Source organism: Streptosporangium sp. G12 (genome assembly GCF_052983175.1).
On record NZ_JBRIQO010000011.1, the window covers coordinates 115,177 to 136,958 of the forward strand.

General features: G+C 73.0%; 21 protein-coding genes. 6 read left to right on the forward strand and 15 right to left on the reverse strand.

Annotation, left to right across the window (positions count from 1 at the left end; translation table 11 throughout):
* Positions 1-122 precede the first annotated feature (122 nt).
* Positions 123-716: a GNAT family N-acetyltransferase gene (locus ACVCAG_RS18340; protein WP_440084352.1), complete on the forward strand. Its 594-nt coding sequence runs from the start codon at positions 123-125 to the stop codon at positions 714-716.
* A 71-nt stretch (positions 717-787) separates the two neighbouring features.
* Positions 788-1,522, forward strand: coding sequence for a hypothetical protein (locus tag ACVCAG_RS18345; RefSeq protein ID WP_447190060.1), 735 nt, complete (start codon positions 788-790; stop codon positions 1,520-1,522).
* 52 nt (positions 1,523-1,574) lie between these two features.
* Here the strand turns inward: ACVCAG_RS18345 and ACVCAG_RS18350 are convergent, their stop codons facing one another.
* The 5 genes from ACVCAG_RS18350 to ACVCAG_RS18370 form a co-directional block, all read right to left on the reverse strand.
* Positions 1,575-2,540, reverse strand: coding sequence for a UDP-glucuronic acid decarboxylase family protein (locus ACVCAG_RS18350; protein WP_447190061.1), 966 nt, complete (start codon positions 2,538-2,540; stop codon positions 1,575-1,577).
* Complete coding sequence (locus ACVCAG_RS18355) at positions 2,537-3,589, reverse strand: glycosyltransferase family 9 protein (RefSeq protein WP_447190062.1); 1,053 nt, start codon at positions 3,587-3,589, stop codon at positions 2,537-2,539. The genes ACVCAG_RS18350 and ACVCAG_RS18355 overlap by 4 nt, the downstream gene beginning before the upstream one ends.
* Before the next feature lie 34 nt (positions 3,590-3,623).
* Entirely contained in the window at positions 3,624-4,862 is a 1,239-nt protein-coding gene (locus ACVCAG_RS18360) for a glycosyltransferase family 9 protein (RefSeq protein WP_447190063.1), read from the reverse strand.
* Positions 4,863-5,287: 425 nt separating this feature from the next.
* Positions 5,288-5,734: a dCMP deaminase gene (locus tag ACVCAG_RS18365; RefSeq protein WP_440084347.1), complete on the reverse strand. Its 447-nt coding sequence runs from the start codon at positions 5,732-5,734 to the stop codon at positions 5,288-5,290.
* A gap of 25 nt (positions 5,735-5,759) precedes the next feature.
* Complete coding sequence (locus ACVCAG_RS18370; RefSeq protein WP_447190064.1) at positions 5,760-6,467, reverse strand: RibD family protein; 708 nt, start codon at positions 6,465-6,467, stop codon at positions 5,760-5,762.
* A gap of 446 nt (positions 6,468-6,913) precedes the next feature.
* On the opposite strand from ACVCAG_RS18370, the gene ACVCAG_RS18375 reads away from it, so the two are divergent.
* The 3 genes from ACVCAG_RS18375 (at position 6,914) to ACVCAG_RS18385 (ending at position 9,321) form a co-directional block, all read left to right on the forward strand.
* Complete coding sequence (locus ACVCAG_RS18375; RefSeq protein WP_447190065.1) at positions 6,914-7,894, forward strand: inorganic phosphate transporter; 981 nt, start codon at positions 6,914-6,916, stop codon at positions 7,892-7,894.
* On the forward strand, positions 7,891-8,550 hold the full coding sequence (locus ACVCAG_RS18380; protein WP_447190066.1) for a DUF47 domain-containing protein: 660 nt from the start codon (positions 7,891-7,893) through the stop codon (positions 8,548-8,550). The genes ACVCAG_RS18375 and ACVCAG_RS18380 overlap by 4 nt, the downstream gene beginning before the upstream one ends.
* A 102-nt stretch (positions 8,551-8,652) precedes the next feature.
* The gene (locus ACVCAG_RS18385; RefSeq protein WP_440084343.1) at positions 8,653-9,321 is read left to right on the forward strand and encodes an AIM24 family protein; all 669 of its coding nucleotides are present in this window, start codon (positions 8,653-8,655) and stop codon (positions 9,319-9,321) included.
* 9 nt (positions 9,322-9,330) lie between these two features.
* Here ACVCAG_RS18385 and ACVCAG_RS18390 read toward each other — a convergent pair whose 3' ends face one another.
* The gene (locus ACVCAG_RS18390; RefSeq protein WP_440084342.1) at positions 9,331-10,602 is read right to left on the reverse strand and encodes an ARMT1-like domain-containing protein; all 1,272 of its coding nucleotides are present in this window, start codon (positions 10,600-10,602) and stop codon (positions 9,331-9,333) included.
* Positions 10,603-10,697: 95 nt separating this feature from the next.
* On the opposite strand from ACVCAG_RS18390, the gene ACVCAG_RS18395 reads away from it, so the two are divergent.
* Positions 10,698-11,327: a cupin domain-containing protein gene (locus tag ACVCAG_RS18395; RefSeq protein ID WP_440084341.1), complete on the forward strand. Its 630-nt coding sequence runs from the start codon at positions 10,698-10,700 to the stop codon at positions 11,325-11,327.
* Between the two features lie 89 nt (positions 11,328-11,416).
* On the opposite strand, the gene ACVCAG_RS18400 is transcribed toward ACVCAG_RS18395, so the two are convergent.
* From ACVCAG_RS18400 to ACVCAG_RS18440, 9 genes are all read right to left on the reverse strand, one after another.
* Positions 11,417-12,751 (reverse strand): FAD-dependent oxidoreductase, encoded by a 1,335-nt coding sequence (locus ACVCAG_RS18400; protein ID WP_440084340.1) that lies wholly within the window; start codon positions 12,749-12,751, stop codon positions 11,417-11,419.
* The gene (gene kynU / locus ACVCAG_RS18405; protein ID WP_447190067.1) at positions 12,748-14,244 is read right to left on the reverse strand and encodes a kynureninase; all 1,497 of its coding nucleotides are present in this window, start codon (positions 14,242-14,244) and stop codon (positions 12,748-12,750) included. The genes ACVCAG_RS18400 and kynU overlap by 4 nt, the downstream gene beginning before the upstream one ends.
* Positions 14,245-14,448: 204 nt before the next feature.
* Positions 14,449-15,477 carry an LLM class flavin-dependent oxidoreductase gene (locus tag ACVCAG_RS18410; protein ID WP_440084338.1) on the reverse strand — a complete coding sequence of 343 codons (1,029 nt, stop codon included), beginning with the start codon at positions 15,475-15,477 and terminating at the stop codon, positions 14,449-14,451.
* 144 nt (positions 15,478-15,621) lie between these two features.
* Entirely contained in the window at positions 15,622-15,966 is a 345-nt protein-coding gene (locus ACVCAG_RS18415) for a TIGR04076 family protein (RefSeq protein ID WP_440084337.1), read from the reverse strand.
* 116 nt (positions 15,967-16,082) lie between these two features.
* A complete protein-coding gene (locus tag ACVCAG_RS18420; protein WP_440084336.1) occupies positions 16,083-16,481 on the reverse strand; it encodes a DUF4440 domain-containing protein in 399 nt (132 codons plus the stop codon).
* A complete protein-coding gene (locus tag ACVCAG_RS18425; protein ID WP_440084335.1) occupies positions 16,478-17,773 on the reverse strand; it encodes an amidohydrolase family protein in 1,296 nt (431 codons plus the stop codon). Before ACVCAG_RS18425 ends, ACVCAG_RS18420 begins: the two co-directional genes overlap by 4 nt.
* Entirely contained in the window at positions 17,770-17,988 is a 219-nt protein-coding gene (locus tag ACVCAG_RS18430; protein WP_440084334.1) for a hydantoinase B/oxoprolinase family protein, read from the reverse strand. The genes ACVCAG_RS18425 and ACVCAG_RS18430 overlap by 4 nt, the downstream gene beginning before the upstream one ends.
* Positions 17,981-19,720 (reverse strand): hydantoinase B/oxoprolinase family protein, encoded by a 1,740-nt coding sequence (locus ACVCAG_RS18435; RefSeq protein WP_440084333.1) that lies wholly within the window; start codon positions 19,718-19,720, stop codon positions 17,981-17,983. The genes ACVCAG_RS18430 and ACVCAG_RS18435 overlap by 8 nt, the downstream gene beginning before the upstream one ends.
* On the reverse strand, positions 19,717-21,774 hold the full coding sequence (locus ACVCAG_RS18440) for a hydantoinase/oxoprolinase family protein (RefSeq protein ID WP_440084332.1): 2,058 nt from the start codon (positions 21,772-21,774) through the stop codon (positions 19,717-19,719). Before ACVCAG_RS18440 ends, ACVCAG_RS18435 begins: the two co-directional genes overlap by 4 nt.
* Between the last annotated feature and the right edge of the window lie 8 nt (positions 21,775-21,782).

Below are 21,782 nucleotides of genomic sequence, written 5' to 3' on the forward strand. Positions count from 1 at the left end.
CGCCTGACCGGTCCGTGCCCGTGACCGTCCTCCGGCCGGCCGTGCCCGTTCGCGCCCTCCGGCCGGTCGTGCCGTTGAGCGAACGGCGGGCGAGCGGCGCTCGTGGGACACTCGTTCGACCGATGGACGCCGAACCCGTAAGAACCGCCAGGCTCACGTTGGAGCCGCTGGCGGTGCGCCACGCGGCCGAGATGGCCGAGGTGCTCGGCGATCCGGCCCTGCACGCCTTCATCGGCGGTGCGCCCGAGACCCCCGGGCAACTCCGCGACCGCTACGCCCGCCTGGTCGCCACCCCGCCACCGGGCCGGGAGGAGTCGTGGCTCAACTGGGTGATCCGCCTCGACGCCCCGGACGGCGGCTCGCACGGCTCCTCGGACAACGACTCGAACCGACCTGTCGACGGCTCGGACGGCGACTCGGACCGGCTGGTCGGCTACGTCCAGGCGACCGTCACCCGCGACCGCGCGGCCGTGGCCTGGGTCGTGGGAACCCCCTGGCAGGGCCGCGGCATCGCCGGGGAGGCGGCGGTCGCACTCGTCGCGTGGCTCAGGGACCACGGCACGGCCACCATCGTCGCCACCATCCATCCCGACCACTCCGCCTCCTCGGCGGTGGCCCGCCGCGCGGGCCTGGCACCGACCGGCGGCAGGGTGGACGGCGAGGTCGTCTGGAGCTCCGTCCAGCTCCGGGACCGGCCGTCGCCGGGACGCGTCTGAGTAGGAATGCTCAGGGGCGGCTGAGTGCGCGCGCCCTCCCCGAACTCCCTGACCTCCGAGATGCTCAGCCCATGAAATGGTGGATTTTCCTGGTCGGGCTCGTCGCCACGGTGGTCGCGGCGTGGCTGCTCGTGTACGCCCGCGTCCCGCTCTCCACGTTCCTGTCGCTCGGGCTCGGCGCGATCAGCCTCATCTGGCTGATCGTGCTCCTCACCCTGCCGTGGAACCTCTACTTCGGGGCGCGCCAGGTGGTCCACGAGATCCACGTGTCCAGGGAGCGCGGCATCGAGGTGCCCGAGGGGCACGAGGCCGAGGCCCTGGAGATCGCCCGGCGGATGCGCCGGTTCGCCATCGGCGGCCACGTCGTCTCGGCGGCGCTCCTGGCGGTCATCACCTACTTCTCGGGCGCCTCGGTGGGCTACTACTTCGCCGGGTTCTACCTGCTGAGCACCGGTTTCCGCCCTGCGGGCGCCTACCTGTCCCACCTTCGCGAGCGGGTCACCACGCTGATGAGCGAGGCTCGCCACCCTCGCGAGGACATCGTCTCCCTTGTCGCCCGGGTGGACGGCCTGGCCGCCGAGGTGACCGCGCTGACGAAGGCGGCCGAGCGGCTCCGGGGCGTCACCGAGACGCTCGGCGCCGACCTGCGGAACGGCGACGAGGCCCTGGAACGGCGGATCACCGGTCTCGCCCGGCGTTTCGAGGACACGGTGGACGGTCTCACCGACAACCACGAGGTGATCACCGGCCTCAAGGCCTTCCTGCGCCTCGTCCGCGCCGACGCCCATGATCACGGTCACGCCTGACCGTCGCTCCGCGTACGGCGTGAAGATCCGCGTACGGCGGGAAGGGGGACTCTCAGCGGGGGATCAGCTCCTGTGACCCGCTGAGCTCCCGGGTGAACCAGGTGATGGTGCGGCGCAACCCCTCGATGACGTCGATCCTCGGTCGCCAGCCCAGCGCGGAGGTGGCCAGGGAGATGTCGGGGCGGCGGATCTCGGGGTCGTCGTCGGGGCGGCCGACGAAACGGATCGGTGATCCCGAGCCGGTCAGGTGGCGGACCGTCTCGGCCAGGGCCAGCACGGTCAGCTCTGTGGGATTGCCGATGTTGACCGGGCCGGTGAGCTCGCCGCGGGCCAGGGCCACGATCCCCTCCACCGTGTCGTCGACGTAGCACACCGACCTGGTCTGCCCGCCGTCGCCGGCCACCGTGATCGGCTCACCGCGCAGCGCCTGACGCACGAAGGTGGGGATGGCCCGGCCGTCGTAGGGCCGCATCCTGGGCCCGTAGGTGTTGAAGATCCGCACGATCGCGGTGTCGGTGCCATGACAGGTGCGGTACGCGGTGGTCAGGGCCTCGGCGAACCGCTTGGCCTCGTCGTAGACACTGCGCGGCCCGACCGGGTTGACGTTGCCCCAGTAGCTCTCGCGCTGCGGATGCTCCAGCGGATCCCCGTAGACCTCGCTGGTGGAGGCCAGCACCAGCCGGGCCTCCTTCTGCCTGGCCAGCCCCAGAACGTGCAACGTGCCCAGGCTGCCCGCCTTCAACGTCTCGATCGGATGACGCAGGTAGTCCACCGGTGAGGCCGCCGAGGCGAGGTGCAACACCAGGTCCACCTCCCCCGGCACGTGCACGAAGCCGGTCACGTCACACTCCACCAGCCGGAAGGCCGGCAACCCCACCAGATGCTCGACGTTACGCGGCGAACCGGTCAGGAAGTTGTCCAGGCAGATCACCTCCGCCCCTTCGGCCACCAGGCGCTCGCACAGATGCGACCCCACGAACCCGGCCCCGCCGGTCACCACGACCCGCCGCCCGTTCACCGCACACCCACCTCCGTCAACCGCGCCACAGCATCCAGGACATCCCAGACACCGATCTCCAGCAACCCCGGATCGGGCTGGTACCCGTAGGGGTCGCCGAGACCCCCAGTCCACAGGACGGTGTGCGGCCCCGTCTCGGGAGGCCCCCACCGGGCGGGCGAGACAGGTCCGAACAGCACCACGGAGGGAGTGACGAAGGCCGCCGCCAGATGGGCCACCCCGGTGTCGCCGCAGATCAGCAGCCGGGCCCTCGCCATCAGCCCGGCCAGTTCGAGCGGGCCGGTGCGCCCGGCGAGCACGGACGTGGACGGCAGCCCGGCGAGCAGCGCCACCCGCTCGGCGAGGTCCCGCTCCTTCTCGCTCCCGGTGATCACGATCTCGTGCCCGTTGTCCCGCAGTTCCGCGGCCACGAGCGCGAACCGCTCCGGCGGCCAGCGCCTGGCCGGGTACGCGGCTCCCGGGTGGACGACGACCGGCCGCGGCCCCTCGTCACCGAGCCGGGGGCGCTCCAGTTCCAGGTCGGCGGGATCGGCCTCGATGCCGTACCAGCCGAGCAGGTCGCACCAGCGCCGCACCTCGTGCACGTCGCCCGGCCAGTCCGGTCCGTACGCGTCGGGGAAGGCCGGGTGCGTGTGGGTGAGCAACCGCGCCGGGCCGGTGCGGTGGAGCGCGGCGATGCTGTGCGGGCCGCCCCCGTGCAGGTTGACGGCGACGTCGACGCGACAGCCGAGCGGCGGTACGTGACCGGGTCCCGACACGTCGCACACCTCGTCCACCCCGCCGATCAGCGGCACCAGGGGCGCCAGCGCGGAGGGCGCGGCCAGCACGATCCGGTGGCCGGGGTGGGAGCGCCGCAGGGCGCGCAGCGCCGGGACCGCGGTGAGCAGGTCCCCCAGTCCCAGCCCGCGCAGCACCACCATGAGCGGCCGGTCCTCCGCGGATCCCGTGACATCGACGCTCCGCCCTCCGGCGTCGGTGTCGGTGTCGGTGTCGGTGTCGCCGACGGTCTCGAGAGGGCTCGCGTGCTCAGGTACCAGGGGGACTCTCATGTGACTGCCTCTTTCGCGAACGTCGGGGCGCTCCTCATGTCACGGCCTCTTTCACGAACGTCAGGTGGTCGACCGCCTCGACGACCCGCGTGCTCGGCACCGACGACAGGCAGGGGTGACCGGGGACCGGGCAGGTGCCGGCCCGGGTCCCCTCGCAGGGAGCCCGCCGGTCGCCGAGGATCACGGTCGGCACCCCGTACGGCGCCCAGCGCCCGGCGGGGACCACGGGGGCGAACAGGCTGACGACCGGCGTGCCGACCGCGGCCGCGAGGTGGGCGGGACCGGCGTCGGCGACGACCACCGCGCACGCTCCCTCGAGCACCGCGGCGAGCTCGGGAAAGGTCGTCCTGCCGCCCAGGTCGACGACGGACCTTCCCGGATGCCCGCCCGGCCGCCCGCCGCGCGGGGCCGAGGGGTCGTCCGGGCCCCGGCCGCCCGTCGCGACGGACTGCCCGTCGACCCAGCCCTCGGTGAAGGCGGGCTCGTCGGCCTCCTCCCAGCCGCGCAGGCGGACGGGACCACCGCCCATCCAGCCGCCCGCGAAGAGGGGGCCGGGGGACAGGCCGTGCTGCCCGACGCCGGAGGCGATCCGCGCGGTGAGCGCCCGCTCGTCCTGGCCGCCGGTCACGACGACCCTGCGGCCCGAGCGGACCAGGTCGTGGACCGTGCGTGACCAGCTCTCCTCCGGCCACGCCCTGGCCGGGGCCGACACCCCGGGGTGCAGGACCACGTAGCCGGGCGGCCCGGTGAGGTGGCCGGCGTCGGGCAGCGGGCGTCGTACGGCGAGGGTGCCCGGATCTCCCTTGGGGAGTTCGAATCCCGCCGCACCGGCGAGCCCGAGCATGCGCTCGGGCTCCGGCACGTCCACGTCCTCGTCGACGACGTGCCGCACGTCGAGCAGCGAGCCGGGGTAGTCGGCGGAGATCGCGGCGATCCTCAACGCACCCGCGAGCCTGAACAGCAGGGCCATCGGCAGCGGCGACTGGTGGCGCGAGGTGAGGATCAGCGCCTGCTCGGGGGCCACGTCCCGGATGATCCGCAGCAGCCTCAGGACGTGCGGGCCGTTCACGGGCGGCGCGGCGGGGTCGATCCACGGCGTGCGCCACTCCACCACCCGCGACACCCCGGGCAGCAGCTCGGCGGCGGCCCGGCCGTACGGCCCGGTCAGCAGCACGACCTCCCGCGCGCTCGCGGCCACCGCGCGGATCGCGGGCCCCGCCAGCAGGACGTCACCCGCGTTGTCCACGCGGGCGACGAGAACGGTGCCGGTCATCACCGCTCCCCGGGCCGGGCCACGGCGGTGGTCTCCCCGTGGACCACGGGGGCAGCCGACGGATCATGAAATATCGCGTTTTTCCCGAGAAATCTCATGGTGCTCGGCCTCTCGTTCGATATCTAATGACTACCGAGCGGAGCGGCCATACAAACCGAAAAATCGCATATAAGCGCAGTTGAGAGGATTATGCGATTACTTTTATCGCTATAAGTAATCGTTCCTAGGATTAGCTGGTTCTCCGGCCGGGTAACGAGTCGGTTCACCGCGACGGTGAATCTCCCCCGCGGGATCGAGCGCCCCCGAACGGGACCGGACGCCCCCCCTGCCGACCGGACGGCCGGGATGACCCGATGACGAGATGGCCGGGAGGCCGGGAGGCCGGGGTTCAGGGGGCCGTACGGGGCGGGGTGCCCGAAAGCCGGTCAGCCGGGGAGGAGGTGGGCGTTGGGCTCGCGGGCACGGCCCGCCAGCTCGGGAATCTCCACCACGGTCACCCCGGCCGCCGCGAGTTCCTCGGCCCCGTGGCAGTCGACGAAGACCAGCGGCTCGCGCCAGGCCATCACCACGCGCCGGACGCCGCTGTCCAGGATCAGGCGGGTGCAGGTCCTGGGACGCGACCTGCGCGCGCTGCACGGCTCCAGGCTGCTGTAGACCGTGGCACCGGCCAGCCGGGGGTCGTCCGGGGAGATCTTGCCGAGCGCCGACTCCTCCGCGTGGACGTGGGGATCGCCGCCCTCCCGCGAGTATCCCCGGGAGATCTCCTCTCCGCCGGCGGAGACGACCACGGCACCGACCGAGAAGGCCGTCTCCGAGGGCGGGCACGACCTCGCCAGGTCGCACGCCAGCTCCAGCCAGTCGTGGTCGCCCATCCCGACCTCCCCCGTGGACGGCATGTCAGGCCAGCCGGTAGCGCAGGAGGGTGACGTCGCCCATCTTGCGGACCTCCGCCAGGTCCATCCTGCGGCGGCGGTCGCGGGGGAAGTCCCCTCCCAGCACGAAACGCGGGGCGGCGGGGTCGCCGACGAAGAACGGGGCGACGACGAGGTGGAGCTCGTCCACGAGGTCCTCCCGCAGGAAGCGCGTGTGGACGGAGGTGCCGCCCTCGACCATCAGGCGGCGCACTCCCCGCCCGCGCAGGTCCGAGAGGACGCGGCCGAGATCGACGGTGTCGCCGCCGTCGCCGCCGTCGCCGTCATCCGGGGCACCGGCGTCGACCACCTCGGCGGCCCCGCCGAGACGGCCGACGAGCTTCGCCACGGCCGCCGGCGCGGCGTACACGATCTTCTCCGCGTCACCGGCGGTGAAGAAGGCGGCGTTCGGGTCGAGGTCCCCGGTGGCGGTCAGCGTCACCTTCGCCGGAGAGGGCGGCAGGCCGCGCGCGGCCCGCTCCCGCCCGCGCTCCGGCGACCTGACCAGAAGCCGGGGGTCGTCACGGCGGACGGTGCCCGCCCCGACCAGGATCGCGTCGCAGGTGGCGCGGACCGCGTCGACCCGGTCGAAGTCCTCGTCGTTGGAGAGCAGGAGCCGGTGCGGCGTGCCGTCGTCGATGTATCCGTCGACGGACATCGCGCAGCTCAGCAGCACGTACGGGCGCTCGCCCACCCTCCACCTCCCCGGTCGGGCACCGGCCGATCGTAACAACCTCCCTCCCGGCCGCTCGCGGCGAGGCCCGCCCCCGCGCGTCCCGCCCGGCGCGCGCCCGATCGGCCAAGCGACGGCGAACACGGGATGTCATCCGTACGTCAGCGGCAATTCCCCGATTGTTTACCCTCTGTTAACCTAAAACTGAAGCTTTCCAAATGAAGGGTCATAAATGCGTGTGAGCTCCCCGAGCCGTGGTCACCGGCGCTTTCCCGGCCCCCTGCGCCGTCACCGAGGGCCGACCGGCCGTCGCCTCCGCGACACCGATGCCTCGTGCGCCCGCGCCGCCCACGTCTCGTACGTCCACACCGCCCGCGCCGCCCGGGGCGAGGGAGAGGCGTGACGGCGAGCCACCCGGCGCGCGAGCGCCACGAGGGCGCGGGGCACGACCGGCGGTCCCCCCGCTGATGGGATGGACCCTGGCGTTCGCCGTCGTGGCGATCCTCTTCGTGCTGGCCAGCGGGGCCAACGACGGCGCCACCATCATCGGCCTCGGGCTCAGGTTCCCCCGCTCCCCCGGCTGGGCGGTCGCCGTGCTCCTGGTGTCCGTGCTCTTCGCCGTCCCGTACCTCCTGGGGGTCACGGTCGCGCGCACGTTCACCGAGCGGCTGGCCGGGCTCGGGACGAGCGGCGGCGCGGCGGCGTTCCTGGTGGGAGTGGTGATCGCGGTGGCGGTGGTCGCGGTGCTGACCGGCAGAGGCCTGCCGACCAGCCTGACCCTCGCGGTGATCGGCGGCATCAGCGGCGCGGGACTCGGCGCCGGGCTCCCCGTGTCGTGGCGCGACCTGGGCACCGTCCTGGCGATCGGGGCCGGCGCGCCCCTGGCCGGGCTGGCCCTGGGCTACCTGCTGGGGGCCGTGTCGCACCGCGTGCCGTCCCACCGCCGCATGCCGCGGCTGGTGTTCACCACCCACCTGCTCGCCTACTCGGCCCAGTGCGTGGCGTACGCGGTGAACGACGGCCAGAAGATGATCGCGGTGGTGAGCGTGGCGATCGGGGTGAGCCGTGACGGGCTCGGCGGGGTGGGGCCCGTCGAGGTCCCGCCGGTGTGGATGGCCGCCCTGGTGGCGATCTTCCTCGCCGGTGCCCTGACGAGCCTGGTCCGCGTCGGAGGCAGGCTGGGCCGCGGGGTGGTCATCACCCGCCCGCTGCACATCGTCTCCGCCGAGGCCGCGGCCACCGGCGCCGCCCTCGGCAGTTCGGCCCTGGGAAGCCCGGTGAGCATGACCCAGTCGATCACCGCGGGGGTGGTCGGCGCGGCGACGAGCGAGGGAGCGAGGAGAGTGCGATGGCAGGGTGTCGTGAACGTGGGTACGGCGTGGCTGGTCACGCTGCCGTCGTCGATGGCGCTGGGCTGTCTCGGCGGTCTCGCGCTGAGACTGACATGAAGCGCGCCAAGGGCGGGACCCGGAGGTTCGCGCGCGCCTGGGACGACCTGCGCGGCCGGTCGGGGCGGCGGATCGTCGGGCTGGTACGGGACCAGGTCGCCATCGCGCGGGCGGGGGCCGAGCTGGCCCGCTCGGTCGCGTCCGGCGAGATCGAGCGGTCGGCGGCGCGTGCCCGGATGGCCGACGTGGAGCACGAGGGGGACGAGGCCAGGGCCGAGCTGGTACGGCTCCTGCGACGGGTGCTGGCGACCCCGATCGACAGGGAGGACCTGTTCAGGCTCTCCCGCTCGATCGACGACGTGCTGGACCAGCTGCGCGACCACGTACGCGAGATCGACCTGTTCGGGCCGGAGGACCTGCGGTTCGCGGCCGAACCGCTGCAGGCGGTGATCGACGGTCTCGACGAGCTGGAGGGCGCCGTGCTGAAGATGATCGACGCCCCGGCCTCGGTCACCGTGGCCGTGCTGGCCACGCGCAAGGCGTGCAGCCGCGTCCGCCAGCTCTACCAGGCCCGGCTCGCCGAGCTGTTCGCCGGGCCGCTGGACATGGACACCCTGCGCAGGCGCGAGCTGCTGTCGCGGCTCGACGCGGTGGGCCGCCGGCTCGGCGAGGCCGCCGACGCGCTCGCGGACGCGATGCTCAAGCGAAGCCACTGAGGGCGCCCGGGAACGGCGGGCCGGGAACTCCCTCGCGGCCGGATTCGTCGTTCACCATGCGGCGTCCACCCTGTGACGCCCCGACGCTGAGAGGCATCTCCCGTGCGTAGCTCGTTCTTCGAAAACCTTGACCAGGACCGGCTCCCCGACCATTTCGCCCTGCAGAACGCCAAGATGCTGCGGGTGCGGCTGGGCGGGGAGGTGCTGGCCCGGCAGGGGGCGATGGTCGCCTTCCAGGGGCAGATGGACTTCGACTACGAGGGTGCGGGGAGCGTCGGCCGCTTCCTGAAGAAGATGGTCAGCGGGGAGGGCGCGCCGCTGATGCGGGTCCGCGGGCAGGGCGTGATCTTCTTCGCCGACAACGCCACCGACGTGCACCTGTTCTACCTGGAGGACGAGGCGCTCACCGTCAACGGCACCAACCTGCTGGCCTTCGACCCGCAGCTCACCTGGGACATCCAGCGCGTCCAGGGCGCGGGCGTCGCCGCCGGCGGCCTGTTCAACACCACGCTCAGGGGTACCGGCTGGGTGGCGGTCACCGCGCACGGCGCCCCCGTGCTCCTCGACGCGTCCCGGGCGCCGACCTTCGCCGACGGCCAGTCCGCGGTGTGCTGGAGCGCGGGGTTGCACGTGGGCGTCAACCGCACGATGAAGGCGGGGGCGCTGATCGGGCGAGGCAGCGGCGAGGCGCTGCAGCTCGCGTTCCAGGGAGAGGGCTTCGTCCTCGTTCAGGCGAGCGAGGGCCCGATCGTCCCCCGGTCCGGCGGCTGACCCCGGTGGTCACGGCCTGACCTGGATGAGCCCGTGGGCGCCGGTGGTCAGCCAGGGGCGGCCGGTGGCCTCCAGGGCCTTGACCACGTCGCCGTCCAGGCCGACCGCGACCTCCGACTTCAGGGTGCGCAGCGCCGCGACCGGACCGGGGAAGTACGCGGTGGCCTCGGCGAACGGGGTGGTGTGCGGCCAGGCCCTGTCGCCGACCAGACGGCGGTAGTTCAGGTCACCCTTCATGATCGTCAGTGACGCGGACGCGAAGTCCTCCCGCATGCCGACCGGCATCTCGCGGTAGGGCAGGGGCGCGCAGGAGAAGGCGTGCGCCCTGACGAGCAGCCGTCCCGATCCGAGCGCCGCCCGCAGCCGTCCCGCGGCCTCCCCCGCCTCGCCGCCCGCGGCCGACATGCGCCGCAGGCAGGCCAGGACGTCGGCCGGGGTGGCGTCGGACACGTAGTACGGCAGCGGCTTGACGTGCAGGACGACCTCGCCCGTTCCCCGGGCGTGCAGCAGGTGGTCGATCAGGACGAGGTCGGGCAGCAGCTCGCTCCCGGCGTTGTCGGCGACGAGGCAGATCCGCGCGACACCCCCGTGACCGGCCGCCGCGCGACCGGCCTCGTCATCGGGGACACCGAGGGCACCGGGAACGCCGGCCCCCTCGCCGCCGATCAGCGACCACAGGAGCGCGCTGTCGTCGGCCACCAGCCCGGATTCGCGGCCGGCGAGCTCGGGACCGGCCGCGACCCGGAACACGAGGTCGGCCCGGTTCCCCCACAGCGCCCTCAGGGTCAGCGTCTCGGCCAGCTCGGCGGGGGGCAGCGCGGCCAGGACGTCGAGCTCGCGCAACTCCTCGTCGACGGCCTCGCCGAACAGCTCGGCCTGCTTGAAGGGTTCGAACGGGTCGACGCCCTGCCACGCGCCGGGGCCGAAGTAGCCGACCGCGGACAGGAGCTTGCGGTAGAAGTAGCTCTCCGCCCACAGGAACGGCGCGTCGTCCCACCGCCGCCCGATGTGGCCCCGGTCCCAGCTCTCCCACAGGTCGCGGTCGTGCGCGGAGCCCTCCAGCGGCTCGATGACCCCCTCGATCTCCTCGAGCAGCAGGTCGAGGGCCCGGTTCACCCGGATGTCGTACGGCGTGGCGGCCCGGACCTTCTCGATCAGGGCGGGGTGCCGTTCATGAAGGACCCGCCACGGATAGGAACCGGGGACATCGCTCAGGAACTCCGGCGGATCGCAGGGCGCCGAGGGCACTCCGGACAGCTGCCGGGCATCACCGTCTGCCATTTCCGACTCCTTTTTGACGCAGGACGACTCTTGTTATGAAATATGTTTAGCTAGAGCGAACAGGCGGTCACGCCGCTTGACGGAGGGAGCCGTAGGTGGGCACATCGGAGCGTCGCAGCGGTGAGGAGCTGGACCGCCACGACGCCGTCGGAGCCCGGATGCGGCAGTTCCGCAAGGAGCGCGGTCTGACACTACGCGGTCTCGCCACTCACTCCGGGCTCTCGATCGGGTTTCTCTCGCAGGTCGAGAGGGGTATCTCCTCCATCGGCCTGACCGCGCTCAACAGCGTGGCCACCGCGCTCGACCGCAGCGTGGCGGAGTTCTTCAACGACGCGCCGCCCGAGGAGGAGACCGAGGAGGAGCGCGCCCCGGCCTCCCAGCTGCCGAGCCACTTCACCCTCACCCGCTCGGCGACGGCCGCCACCGAGTACATCTCGGGCCAGCAGACCTACCGCATGCTCTCGGCCAGGGGCCCGAACCTGGTGCTCGAACCGCTGCTGGTGCACATCGCGCCCGGCGGCAAGCGCGAGAACTCCTACGGTCACGCCGGGGAGGAGTTCGCCTTCGTGCTGGAGGGCGAGCTCCTGTACGAGGTCGACGGCGTCGAGCACCGGCTGCACCCGGGCGACAGCGTCCACCTGAGGTCGACCGTCCCGCACAGCATGTTCAACGACACCGACCGGGTCACCACGGTCGTGTCCGTGGTGACCCCCCGGCTGTTCTGACCTCCACCCGCCGGGACGGCGGAGACGGCCCGCGGCGGCGCGGGGTGAATCGGTGACGGCGCCGAACGGCCGATGACGGCGCGGGGCGATCAGTGACGGCGCAGGGCGCGGCCCGCCAGCGCGACCGCGGCCAGCGCGCCGAGCGCCCCGGCGGCGACCGCCCCGCGCCGGCGGGAGACGCGCCGCTGGATCTCGGCGTACGGCACCGTGCTGAACGACACGAGCTCGTAGCGGGAGACGTAGAAACCGGGCAGCAGCCGTTCCAGTCCGTGCTCGACGCGCTTGCGCAGCAGGAACGACCGGGAGGCGACCTTGTCGCGCATCTCGACGAAGTTCTCCAGCGCGAGCTCGGCGATGGTGTCGGTGTGCTCCTTGCGGCGGGCCCCGTACATGGCGAGGGCCCGGGGGAAGTCGTCGCCGGTCTCCTCCAGGCAGCGGTCGAGCTCCACGCAGTCCTCGAAGCCGCAGTTGGCGCCCTGGCCGTAGAAGGGGACGATGGCGTGGGCCGCGTCGCCGAGCAGGCCGACCACCGCTCCGGCGGTGCCGCGCACGTGCCAGGGGCGGGCCCGCATGGTGACCAGGTGCCCGATCGGGTTGTGGGCGTAGTCCCCGGCGAGATCGGGCATGAGGGCGCGGGCGTCGGCGTAGTTGGCGGCGAAGAACTCCTCGAACCGCTCCGCGGTGTCCAGCTCCGCGAAGCTGCCCGGACCCGACTTGGGCCAGAACAGCGTGCAGGTGAAGGACCTGTCCGGGTTGGGCAGGGCGATCATCATGGCCTTGCCGCGCGGCCAGATGTGCAGCGCGCCCGGATCGAGGGCGAACCCGCCGTCGCGCGCCGGGATCGTCAGCTCCTTGTAGCCGTAGTCGAGGTACTCCTGGCTGAAGTCGAAGCCGGGAATGAACTGCAGCCGTCCCCGTACCGCGCTGTAGGCGCCGTCGGCGGCGAGCACGACCGGGGCGGCGCGGGTGACGGGACCGCCGGGCGTGTCGAAGTCCATCCGGCCCGAGTCGACGTCGAGCCCGGTCAGCCGGTGCTCGAAGAGGGCACGGACCCCGGGCATGCCGAGGGCCGCGTCCAGCAGGGTGCGGTTGAGCTCCGAGCGGCTGATGGAGTTGATCGCCCGCCGTCCTCCGGCGCTGTACGGCTGGAAGGCGAGCGTGCCGTCGGGGGCGTGCGTCATCCGGCCGGGCATCGGCAGCGCGGCCTTCAGCACGGTCTCGTCCAGCCCGATCCGGCGCAGCGCGTCGATCCCCCGCTCGGAGATCGCCAGGTTGATCGAGCGCCCGCGCTCGGGGGCGGCCCCGCGCGGGTCGGGCCTGCGCTCGTACAGGGTGACCTCGTAGCCTCGGCGGGCCAGGTAGCAGGCGGTCAGGCAGCCGACCAGCCCGGCGCCGACCACGGCGACCTCGCCGGGTGAACTCATGCCGGTCTCACCTCCCCGGCGAGCGCGTCGGCCGCCCGCCAGCAGTCGTGGAACGTGGAGTACATGGGCACGGGGGCGAACCGGATGACGTCCGGGCGCCGCACGTCGGCGAGGACACCGTGGACCTCGTGCAGCCGGGCGGCCAGGTCGGCGACACCGACGGCGCCGGCGCCGCCCCCGGTCACCCGGAGGGAGAGCTGGGCTCCGCGCCTGGCCGGGTCGGCGGGCGTGACGATCTCCAGCGGGCGGTCGCGGGCCACCTCGGTGAGCAGCCGTTCCAGATAGCCGGTGAGCGCCAGGCTCCGCTCCCGCAGCGCCGTCATGCCGGTCTCGGCGAACATCCGCAGCGAGACCCGGACCGGGGCCATGGCGAGGATCGGCGGGTTGGAGATCTGCCAGGCGTCGGCGGTGGGGACGGGGACGAGTTCGGGCCGCATCTCGAAGCGGGTCGCCTGCTCGGTGCTCCACCACCCGGCCAGCCGGGGCAGTTCCGGGTCGGTCACGTGGCGCCGGTGCACGAAGCAGCCGGCGACCGCGCCGGGACCGGCGTTGAGGTACTTGTACGAGCACCAGGCCGCGAAGTCCACGTCCCAGTCGTGCAGCGCGAGCGGCACGTTCCCCGCGGCGTGCGCGAGGTCCCAGCCGACGAGGCACCCGGCCGCGTGCCCGGCGGCGGTGACGGCGGGGATGTCGAGGAACTCGCCGGTCAGGTAGTTGACCCCGCCGAGGAGCACGAGCGCCACCCGGTGTCCCTCGCGGGCCAGGTAATCCGTGATGTCCTCGGTGCGCAGGCAGTCCTCACCCTCGCGGGGGCGCAGGCGGACCACCGTCTCGTCGGGGTCGAGGCCGTGGTGCACGGCCTGGCTGCGCACCGCGTAGCTGTCGGAGGAGAAGGCGTGGTCCTCGATGACGATGCGGGTGCGCTCGCCCGCCGGACGGTAGAAGGTCGCCATCATCAGGTGCAGGTTGACGGTGAGGGAGTTCATCACCACGGTCTCGTCGGGGAACGCGCCCACCAGGGCGGCGGCGTCCTCGCGCAGCTCGGCGTGGTAGGGCAGCCAGGGATGTGCCGCCCGGTGGTGTCCCTCGACCGCGTGCAGGGCCCAGTCGTCCAGCTCGGCGGAGATCGCGGCGCGGGCGGCACGGGGCTGGAGGCCGAGCGAGTTGCCCGCGAAGTAGGCGACCTCGGGGTAACGGCAGGCGGCGGGGGCGGGCGGGACGAGGAACTCCGCGCGGCGGCACACCGGCTTCCCTGCGCCCCCTGCGCCCCCTGCGCCCCCTGCGCCCCCTGCGTGCTCGGTGTGCTCGGCGTGCTCGGCGTCGGCGGCCAGCGCCTCCCGCTCGCCGAGGCCTCCGGGGCTTCCGGGGCTTCCGGAGCCGCCGGGACCGTCATGTCCGCCCAGGTCACGGCGCGGGCCACCGGCCGGGTCGCCACGCGGGTCACCACGTGGGTCACGGAGGTCGCCGGGACGTCCCGTCCTCGCGGCCGTCACGCCGACACCTCGATCGCCGGGCCTCCGGCGCGCTCACTCGTCACGTCATCTCCTTCTCCCCTCTCATGTTCACCCATACTGAACTGAGGTGAAATTAGCGGCGCGCGACGATTCCGGCCGCACGCTTTGCGGACGGAAGGTTCTCCGGGCATCCGGTTTCGAGATGACGGAGCGTCACCAGGGAGGGCGGCGTCTCACGCTCGGTTAACGCGTTGTCGCCACCTTCTTCGGGGAAAGGTCCAGCGACGGCAGCACCTCTGTGCCCAGCAGCTCCACGCCGCCGTCGTCGGTGAGACCGTGCGGCGTACCGAACTCCACCCGGTGCGCGCCCGCGTCGAGGAGGGCCTGGGCCTGTGCGGCCACCTGCTCCGGGGTGCCGGAGAAGGCGAACAGGTCGAGCAGGTCGCCGGGGATCAGCCGCCCGGCGTCCTCGTCCCTCCCCGCGCCGACCAGCTCCTTGACCCGGCCGAGCAGGTCGGCGGGGATCTCCACGGTCGGATCGAGGTCGGCGACCACCGCGAGGTACATGGCGACCTCGGCGCGCGCCCTGGCGCGGGCCGCGGCGCCGTCGGCGTCCACGACGGTCACCGCGCCCAGGACGACGCCGATCTCGCGAGGGTCGCGCCCGGCCGCCACCGCCCCGGCCGCGACCCGCTCGCGGATCACCCCGACCATCGCCGGGTTCGCGCTGCCGCCCACCTTGATCTCGTCGGCGACCCGCCCGGCCAGCGCCGCCCCTCGCGGGCCCCAGGCGCCGAGGAGCAACGGCGGCCGGGCCCGGTGCACGGGGTAGCGCGGCCGGGTACCGGGCGCGAGACGGAACATCTTCCCCTCGTACCCGCCGGTGTCACCGGCCAGCAGCCGGTAGACCACCTCGGCGGCCTCCGCCAGGGCGGTCAGCGGCCTGGGCTGGGCGATGCCCACCGCGCCGAGCCAGGTGCCGCGCGCCAGGCCCAGGTAGGCGCGGCCGTGCGAGGCCAGGTCGAGGGCGGCGAGCTGCCCGGCGATCTCGTACGGTGCCGTCGAGTACGGGTTGAGACAGGCCGCGCCGAGCCGCACCCTCTCGGTGGCGGCGGCCATCTCCAGCAGGGGGAAGATCGGCGGCTGGTACATCAGGTCGCCGAACACGCTCAGCACGTCGAAGCCGTGCTCCTCGGCGCGGCGCGCGAGCCGCGCGTAGTCACCGGCCCGCTTGTCGCTCTGCAGGCCGAGACCGATCTCAGCGGCCGTCATCGCGAACCCCCGGCCCGGCGGCCGGCGCGGCCCCCCTCAGGTCGGCGCTCATCGCGAACCCCCGGCTCAGCGGTGGTCATCGCGAACCCCGGCTCGGCGGTGGTCATCGCGGTCCCCCTCGGTCGGTCGTCATCGCGAGCCCCCTCAGGTCAGGTCGGCGGAGTTCATCCGGCGGCGGCGGGCCCGCTCGACCCGCATCACCAGCCGCTCCTCGGGATCGGGGCAGGCGAACAGGGTGTCCCGCTCCAGCCAGTCGCCCTCGGCGAGGTCGCGCTGCTTGGCGGCGAGGAAGGGCAGCACCGAGGCGAGCGCGTAGACGCAGAAGTGCTCGCCGTCGGGGAGCCGCAGGTGGGCGCTGTTCTCCAGCGTGAAGCAGTCACCCACCTCCATCCCGCAGACGGATCTGCCCTCGATGCGGTCGACCACCACCCGCAGGTCGTACAGCTCCATGTCGCCGTCGCCGTCGCCGTTCCCACCGATGTCGTCCATGCCGGTTCCTCCCCCGGCCCGTCCAGGCCGTGATCCTCGCTGCCGTACGGCGTGCGGCCCGGCCTGTGGGGGTACCGCCTCCGGCTCGGCGTCCGCGCGGGCGGCCGGCCTCCGGTTCACGATGTGAGCAGTTCGGAGTGGTGGTGCACGATGAGCCAGTCGCCGTCGACGCGGCGCAGCACGTCGGTCACCCGGCTGCGCCGCGCGGGCCCGCCCGGCGGTTCGGCGACGAGCACGTAGCGGGCGACGCCGGTGTCGTCCCACACGTCGATCCGCTTGTCCTCGGCCGCCAGCCGGTCGAGGCGGGGACGGGCGCCCGAGCCGTCCCGGCCGTCGCGGTAGGCGTCGAGTTCCGCCCGGGTCCGCAGCGGTCCCGGCAGGTGCGTCTCCCAGGTGGTCACCTCGTCGTGCAGGTGCCCGTCGAACCGGCGGCGGTCGGCCGCGAGGAACGCGTCGTACATGTCGTCGATGCCCGCCGCGATCAGGCCGGCGTCCGCGCCGGAGGCGGTGTTCATGGTTTCTCCCATCCCGACCGGTCGTCGCGGACGACCCGGCCGCCCTTCATCACCCAGCGGACCCCGCGGAAGGCCGAGGTGTCCGCGAGCGGGTCCGCGTCCATCGCGATGAGGTCCGCGTACTTGCCGACCTCGACGGTGCCGAGATCGGCGGCGGCGCCGAGCCAGCGCACCGGGCCGAGCGTGCCGGCGTGGAGCGCCGCCGCCGGGCCGAGGCCGCCCTCGGACATGCACTCCAGCTCGCGTACCGAGGCGTTGGTCCCCTCGAAGTCCCAGAACGGCGGCATGTCGCTGCCCAGCAGGACGTCCACCCCCGCGTCGAGGGCCATGGCGTAGCTCTCCAGGTGCCGGGGTCCGGCACCGAGCGAGCGGCACTGCATCCACTCCGGCACCCCGAGCTCGTCGAAGAACTCCTTGCAGCGGGTGACGAGCAGTGTCGGCACCAGGGAGGTACCGCGTTCGGCCATCCTCTTCGCGACCTCGGGGGTGAGCTGGTAGCCGTGCTCCACGCAGTCGAGGCCCAGCTCGACGGCCTCGGCGATCACCGCCGCCGGGCCCGCGTGCGCGGTGACCTTGCGGCCCCAGGCGTGCGCGGTCTGCAGTGCCGCCGCCAGCTCGTCGGAGAACAGCTGCGGGGTGTCGATCCTCTCGTGCTCCCCGGCGATCCCGCCCGAGATCATGATCTTGATGAGGTCGGCGCCCGCCTTGACCTGGCTGCGCACCCCGCGCCGGAACCCGTCGGCGCCGTCGCACTCCAGGGTGTCGCTCCCCTCGTGCCCGTGGCCACCGGTGCACACCAGGGCGCGACCGGCGGTGAAGATGCGCGGGCCGATCGCCCGGCCCGACTCGATCGCCCGGCGCAGCGCGAAGTCGGCGTGGTCCTTCTCGGCCACGCACCGCACCGTGGTGACCCCGCAGTGCAGGGTGCGCCGGGCGCCGTCGGCCATGTAGAGGGCGAGCTCGTGCGCCGTCATGTTCTTCACGCTGTCGCCTCCCCGGCCGGGGAGCGACAGGGACAGGTGGGTGTGCATGTTGACCAGGCCGGGGGTGACGTGCGCGCCGTCGAGGTCGACCGGGTGGGCGTCGCCCGTCCGCTCCAGGATCTCCTCGCGGGGGCCCACGGCCGCGATCCGGTCGCCCCGGATCCACACCGCCGCGTCGGCGATCCGCCCCTCGTCACTCGCCGCTCCGGCCGCCGTACGGCTCCCCGGGGCCGCACCGGGAACACCGCGGGCGCGGGCGTCGGTGACGGTGCAGTTGACGAGGACCACGTCGTTGACCGCGCCGTTCATCGGGCCCTCCCGATGTCGAAGACCTCGTAGATGACCGGGTTGAAGGCGGTACGGACGAGCGTGGCCCGCATCTCCTCGGCGGCCGAGGTGAGACGGCTGCGCACGACCCCGACCCTCGCGCCGTCCACCCGGACGCGCCCCTCACCGGCGGGGGCGGCCTTTCTCCCGTCCGGGGCGACGGGTGCGACGTCTTCGAGGGCGAAGGGCTCAGACATCGTCGATCCCGTAGGTGCGGCGGGCTGCGTCGGGTGAGACGTAGCCCTCGGCGACGTCGCGGCGGACGAGCTCCGGATCGCGCTCGCGCGGATCGCCGTGCCCGCCGCCCCCGGCCGTCAGCACCGTGACCCGGTCCCCGACCTCCACCCGGGTCCGCTTCGTGCTCACCCGCTGCTCGCGCTCGGTGCCGGGAAAGACCACCACCTGGTTGGGCTCGGGCTCCAGCCCGCCCTCCAGCGCCCACGGCCGCGACCGCGTCTTCTTGATCACCGACAGGAACTCCCCCGGCACCACGAAACGGATGTCACGCCGCAGCCCCACCCCGCCCCGGAACCGCCCCGCACCCCCGGAGTCCTCCCGCAGCTCCACCCGCTCGAAGAACATCCCCGTCCTGGCCTCCAGGACCTCGATCGGGGTGATGCGCCCCGTACTGCCCGAGACGTGGGTGGCGGCGTTCATGCCGTCGTGGGAGGGGGTGGCACCCCAGCCGACCGGGTCGTTGTTGCTGACCGCGAACATCTGCCCGGTCTCCGGATGGATCCCGACCATCATGAACCCCGGCACGTCGCCCCCAGAGGAGGCCGGCAGCCGGTCCGGCATCCCCTGCGCCAGCGCCTTCAGGATGAGCTCGACCGCGACGATGCCGGTCCAGAGGGTGAACGTCGGCTGCGGGTAGACGGCGTGGAAGAGCGTGCCCGGCTCGGCCCGCACCTCCAGGGGAACGGTCGTACCGAAGTTGGACGGCTCGTCGGGCGAGGTGAGCGCCTTGAGGACGACCTTGCAGATCGCGATGGTCGCGCCGAACGGCATGTTGACGGGACCGGGCACGGCGGGCGCGGAACCGGCGAAGTCGACGGTGAAGGTGCCGTCGGCGATGGTGACGGTGACCTGCATGCGGACCGGTTCCTCGGTGATCCCGTCGTCGTCCAGCCAGTCGACCGCCGTCCACGAGCCCTGCGGCAGCTCGGCGAGGGCGGCGCGGGTGCGCGCCTCGCCGTCCTCGACCATCCGCCGGACCGCGGCGTCCACGGTCGGACGGCCGAACTTCTCCAGGATCTCCAGGAACCGGCGCTCGCCGGTGCGCAGCGCGGCGACCTGCGCGTTCAGATCACCGATCACCAGATCCGGCATCCGCGAATTGAACCGGATCAACTCGATGATCTCCCGATTCGGCACACCCCCCGAGAACACCTTCGTTCCCGGAAAGATAATCCCCTCCTGATGCATGTCCGTGGAATCCAGCACATACCCCGGATCCTTCGCCCCCAGATCCATCCAATGAGCCCGCACACACAGGAAACCCACCAGATCAACACCCACGAACACCGGACAGAACAACGTCGCGTCATAGGAATGCGCCGCGTTCCAGTACGGATAGTTCAACAACACCACATCACCCGGGCACAGATTCTCCCGCCCCACATACTCCACACCCTTGCGCAGGGAGAAGTCGTTGGCGCCGAGGAAGAAGGTGAGCCCGGTGGCCTCGGCGATCAGCCGCAGGTCCGCGTCGTACATCGACATCCCGAAGTCGTGGACCTCGTAGATGACCGGGTTGAACGATGTGCGGATCAGCGTGGCCCGCATCTCCTCCGCCGCCGCGAGCAGGTAGCTGCGCACCACCTCGGCGGTCGCGCCGTCCAGCCGGGCGCCTTCCGGCCGGGCGCCGTCCGTGCGCGTGCCGTCCGGGTGCCCGTCGTCCTGTCGCCCGCCGTCCAGCCGCTCCGTCATGACTCCGCCTCCACAAGCCGTACCAGCAGGTAGCCGTGCTCCTCGACCTCGACCCGCTGTCCCGAGGGGACCACGGTGGTCGAGGTGCCCTCGTCGACCAGGGCGGGCCCGTCGAACGCGTCACCGGGCTCCAGCAGCGCGCGGTCGTAGACGGCGAACGAGGCCGTGGCGCGGGTGCCGAAGTCGTAGGCGTCCCTGCGGGCGAGCAGCGCCCGGCTCGCGTCGCCGTCGCCCGGCGGGCGCACCACCAGCTCGGGCCTGTCGGTACGGCCGACGCCGCGCACCCTCAGGTTGAGGATCTGCACCCGGTTGTCCATGGCGTGCCCGTACCGCGCCGCGTGGGTCTCCTCGAACGCCCGCCTGATCGCGTCCCGGTCGAGGTCGCGGCCCGCGGTGACGATGAGCGAGTGCTCCTGCCCCAGGTAACGCAGCTCGAACCGGCGCTCGAGGACCATGCGCCCGGCCGGGACCCGCTGCGCCTCCAGGGAGGCGACCGCCTCGGCCTCGACGCCCTTGAACACCGCCTCCAGCCCGTCGAGGTCGGCGTCGTCCAGGGTGGCCGCCACCGTACGGGAGAAGTCGTCGACGATGTCGGCGCTGAGCATGCCCCAGGCGGAGAAGCCCGACGGGGCGAACGGCACGATGACCTCGCCGATGCCCATCTCCGCCGCGAGCAGCGGGGCGAGCAGCGGCCCGGCCCCGCCGAACGCGAGCAGCGAGAAGCCGCGGGGGTCGTGTCCCCGCTCGACCGTGATCTGCCGGACCGCGCCGACGGTCCTGGCCAGCAGCACGTCGAAGACGCCCGCCGCCGCGGCCTCCGGGCCGAGCCCGAGCGGCCCGGCCACCTGCTCGTCGAGCGCCGCGCGGGCGGCGTCGGCCCGCAGCTCCATCGCCCCGGCCAGGAAGCGGGCCGGGTCCACGTAGCCGAGGACGACCGCCGCGTCCGTGACAGTGGGGCGGGTGCCGCCCCGGCCGTAACACACCGGGCCGGGGTCGGCACCCGCGCTCTGCGGCCCCACCTTCAGCAATCCCCGCTCCAGCCACGCGATCGAGCCCCCTCCGGCGCCGATCGTGCGGATGTCGTAGGTGGGGATCAGCAGCGGGAAGTGCTCCAGCTGCGCCTCGTAGGCGGCCACCGGGGACCCGTGCTCGATCACGCACGCGTCCAGCGAGGTACCGCCGATGTCGAAGGTCAGAAGGTCCCGGCGACCGAGGGCGGCGGCGATGTGCGCCGCGCCCACGATGCCGCCCGCCGGGCCCGACAGCACGGTGTGCGTCGGGGAGGTCTTGGCCACGGCCGACGTCATGGAACCGCCGCCGGACCGCATGATCAGGAATCGCCCGCCGAACCCGCGCTCGGCCAGCCCGCGCTCCAGCCGGTCCACGTACCTCTCGAAGATCGGCCGGATGTAGGCGTCGAGGACGGTCGTGCTGGTCCGCTCGTACTCGCGGTACTCCCTGACGATGTCGGTGGAGACCGAGACCGTCACGTCCGGGTACGCCTCGCGGATGATCCGGGCGGCCTCCCGCTCGTGGGAGGGGTCGAGGAAGGAGTGCAGGAAGCAGACGGCGATCGACACCACGCCCCGCTCCTCGACGAGGACCCGTGCGGCCTCCCTCACCCCGGCGGCGTCGAGCTCCTCGACCACCCGGCCCCGGTGGTCGAGGCGTCCCCGCACCCCGGCGGTGTGGCGGCGCTGTACGAGGCTCTCGGGCCGCTCGTACTGGAAGTCGTACATGTGGTCGGCGGGCACGTTGCCCCTGCCGATCAGGAAGATGTCGCGGAAGCCGTCGTTGGTGAGAATCCCGGTGGGCTCGCCGCGCCGCTCCAGGACGGCGTTGAGGCCGAGGGTGGTGCCGTGGATGAACAGTTCCACCCGCGACAGGTCGGTGCCGAGCGCGGTGACCGCGTCCAGCACGCCCTCCCAGGGGCGGGCCGGGGTGGTCGAGGCCTTCCTGAAGCGCACCTCGTGGGTGCGCGTGTCCAGCTCCATCGCGTCGACGAAGGTGCCGCCGATGTCGACGGCCAGCCGGAGGTGCTTGAGGTCGGGCATCGCGGTTG

Excerpts from the sequence above, each read along its gene's own strand:
- ACVCAG_RS18355 (WP_447190062.1), bottom strand. The coding sequence starts at position 3,589 with ATGAGAGTCCCCCTGGTACCTGAGCACGCGAGCCCTCTCGAGACCGTC.
- ACVCAG_RS18435 (WP_440084333.1), bottom strand. The coding sequence starts at position 19,720 with ATGACGGAGCGGCTGGACGGCGGGCGACAGGACGACGGGCACCCGGAC.
- ACVCAG_RS18410 (WP_440084338.1), bottom strand. The coding sequence starts at position 15,477 with ATGACGGCCGCTGAGATCGGTCTCGGCCTGCAGAGCGACAAGCGGGCC.
- ACVCAG_RS18380 (WP_447190066.1), top strand. The coding sequence starts at position 7,891 with ATGAAGCGCGCCAAGGGCGGGACCCGGAGGTTCGCGCGCGCCTGGGAC.
- ACVCAG_RS18345 (WP_447190060.1), top strand. The coding sequence starts at position 788 with ATGAAATGGTGGATTTTCCTGGTCGGGCTCGTCGCCACGGTGGTCGCG.
- ACVCAG_RS18340 (WP_440084352.1), top strand. The coding sequence starts at position 123 with ATGGACGCCGAACCCGTAAGAACCGCCAGGCTCACGTTGGAGCCGCTG.
- ACVCAG_RS18360 (WP_447190063.1), bottom strand. The coding sequence starts at position 4,862 with ATGACCGGCACCGTTCTCGTCGCCCGCGTGGACAACGCGGGTGACGTC.
- ACVCAG_RS18430 (WP_440084334.1), bottom strand. The coding sequence starts at position 17,988 with ATGTCTGAGCCCTTCGCCCTCGAAGACGTCGCACCCGTCGCCCCGGAC.
- ACVCAG_RS18425 (WP_440084335.1), bottom strand. The coding sequence starts at position 17,773 with ATGAACGGCGCGGTCAACGACGTGGTCCTCGTCAACTGCACCGTCACC.
- ACVCAG_RS18400 (WP_440084340.1), bottom strand. The coding sequence starts at position 12,751 with ATGAGTTCACCCGGCGAGGTCGCCGTGGTCGGCGCCGGGCTGGTCGGC.
- ACVCAG_RS18420 (WP_440084336.1), bottom strand. The coding sequence starts at position 16,481 with ATGAACACCGCCTCCGGCGCGGACGCCGGCCTGATCGCGGCGGGCATC.
- ACVCAG_RS18440 (WP_440084332.1), bottom strand. The coding sequence starts at position 21,774 with ATGCCCGACCTCAAGCACCTCCGGCTGGCCGTCGACATCGGCGGCACC.
- ACVCAG_RS18365 (WP_440084347.1), bottom strand. The coding sequence starts at position 5,734 with ATGGGCGACCACGACTGGCTGGAGCTGGCGTGCGACCTGGCGAGGTCG.
- ACVCAG_RS18375 (WP_447190065.1), top strand. The coding sequence starts at position 6,914 with ATGGGATGGACCCTGGCGTTCGCCGTCGTGGCGATCCTCTTCGTGCTG.
- ACVCAG_RS18390 (WP_440084342.1), bottom strand. The coding sequence starts at position 10,602 with ATGGCAGACGGTGATGCCCGGCAGCTGTCCGGAGTGCCCTCGGCGCCC.
- ACVCAG_RS18415 (WP_440084337.1), bottom strand. The coding sequence starts at position 15,966 with ATGGACGACATCGGTGGGAACGGCGACGGCGACGGCGACATGGAGCTG.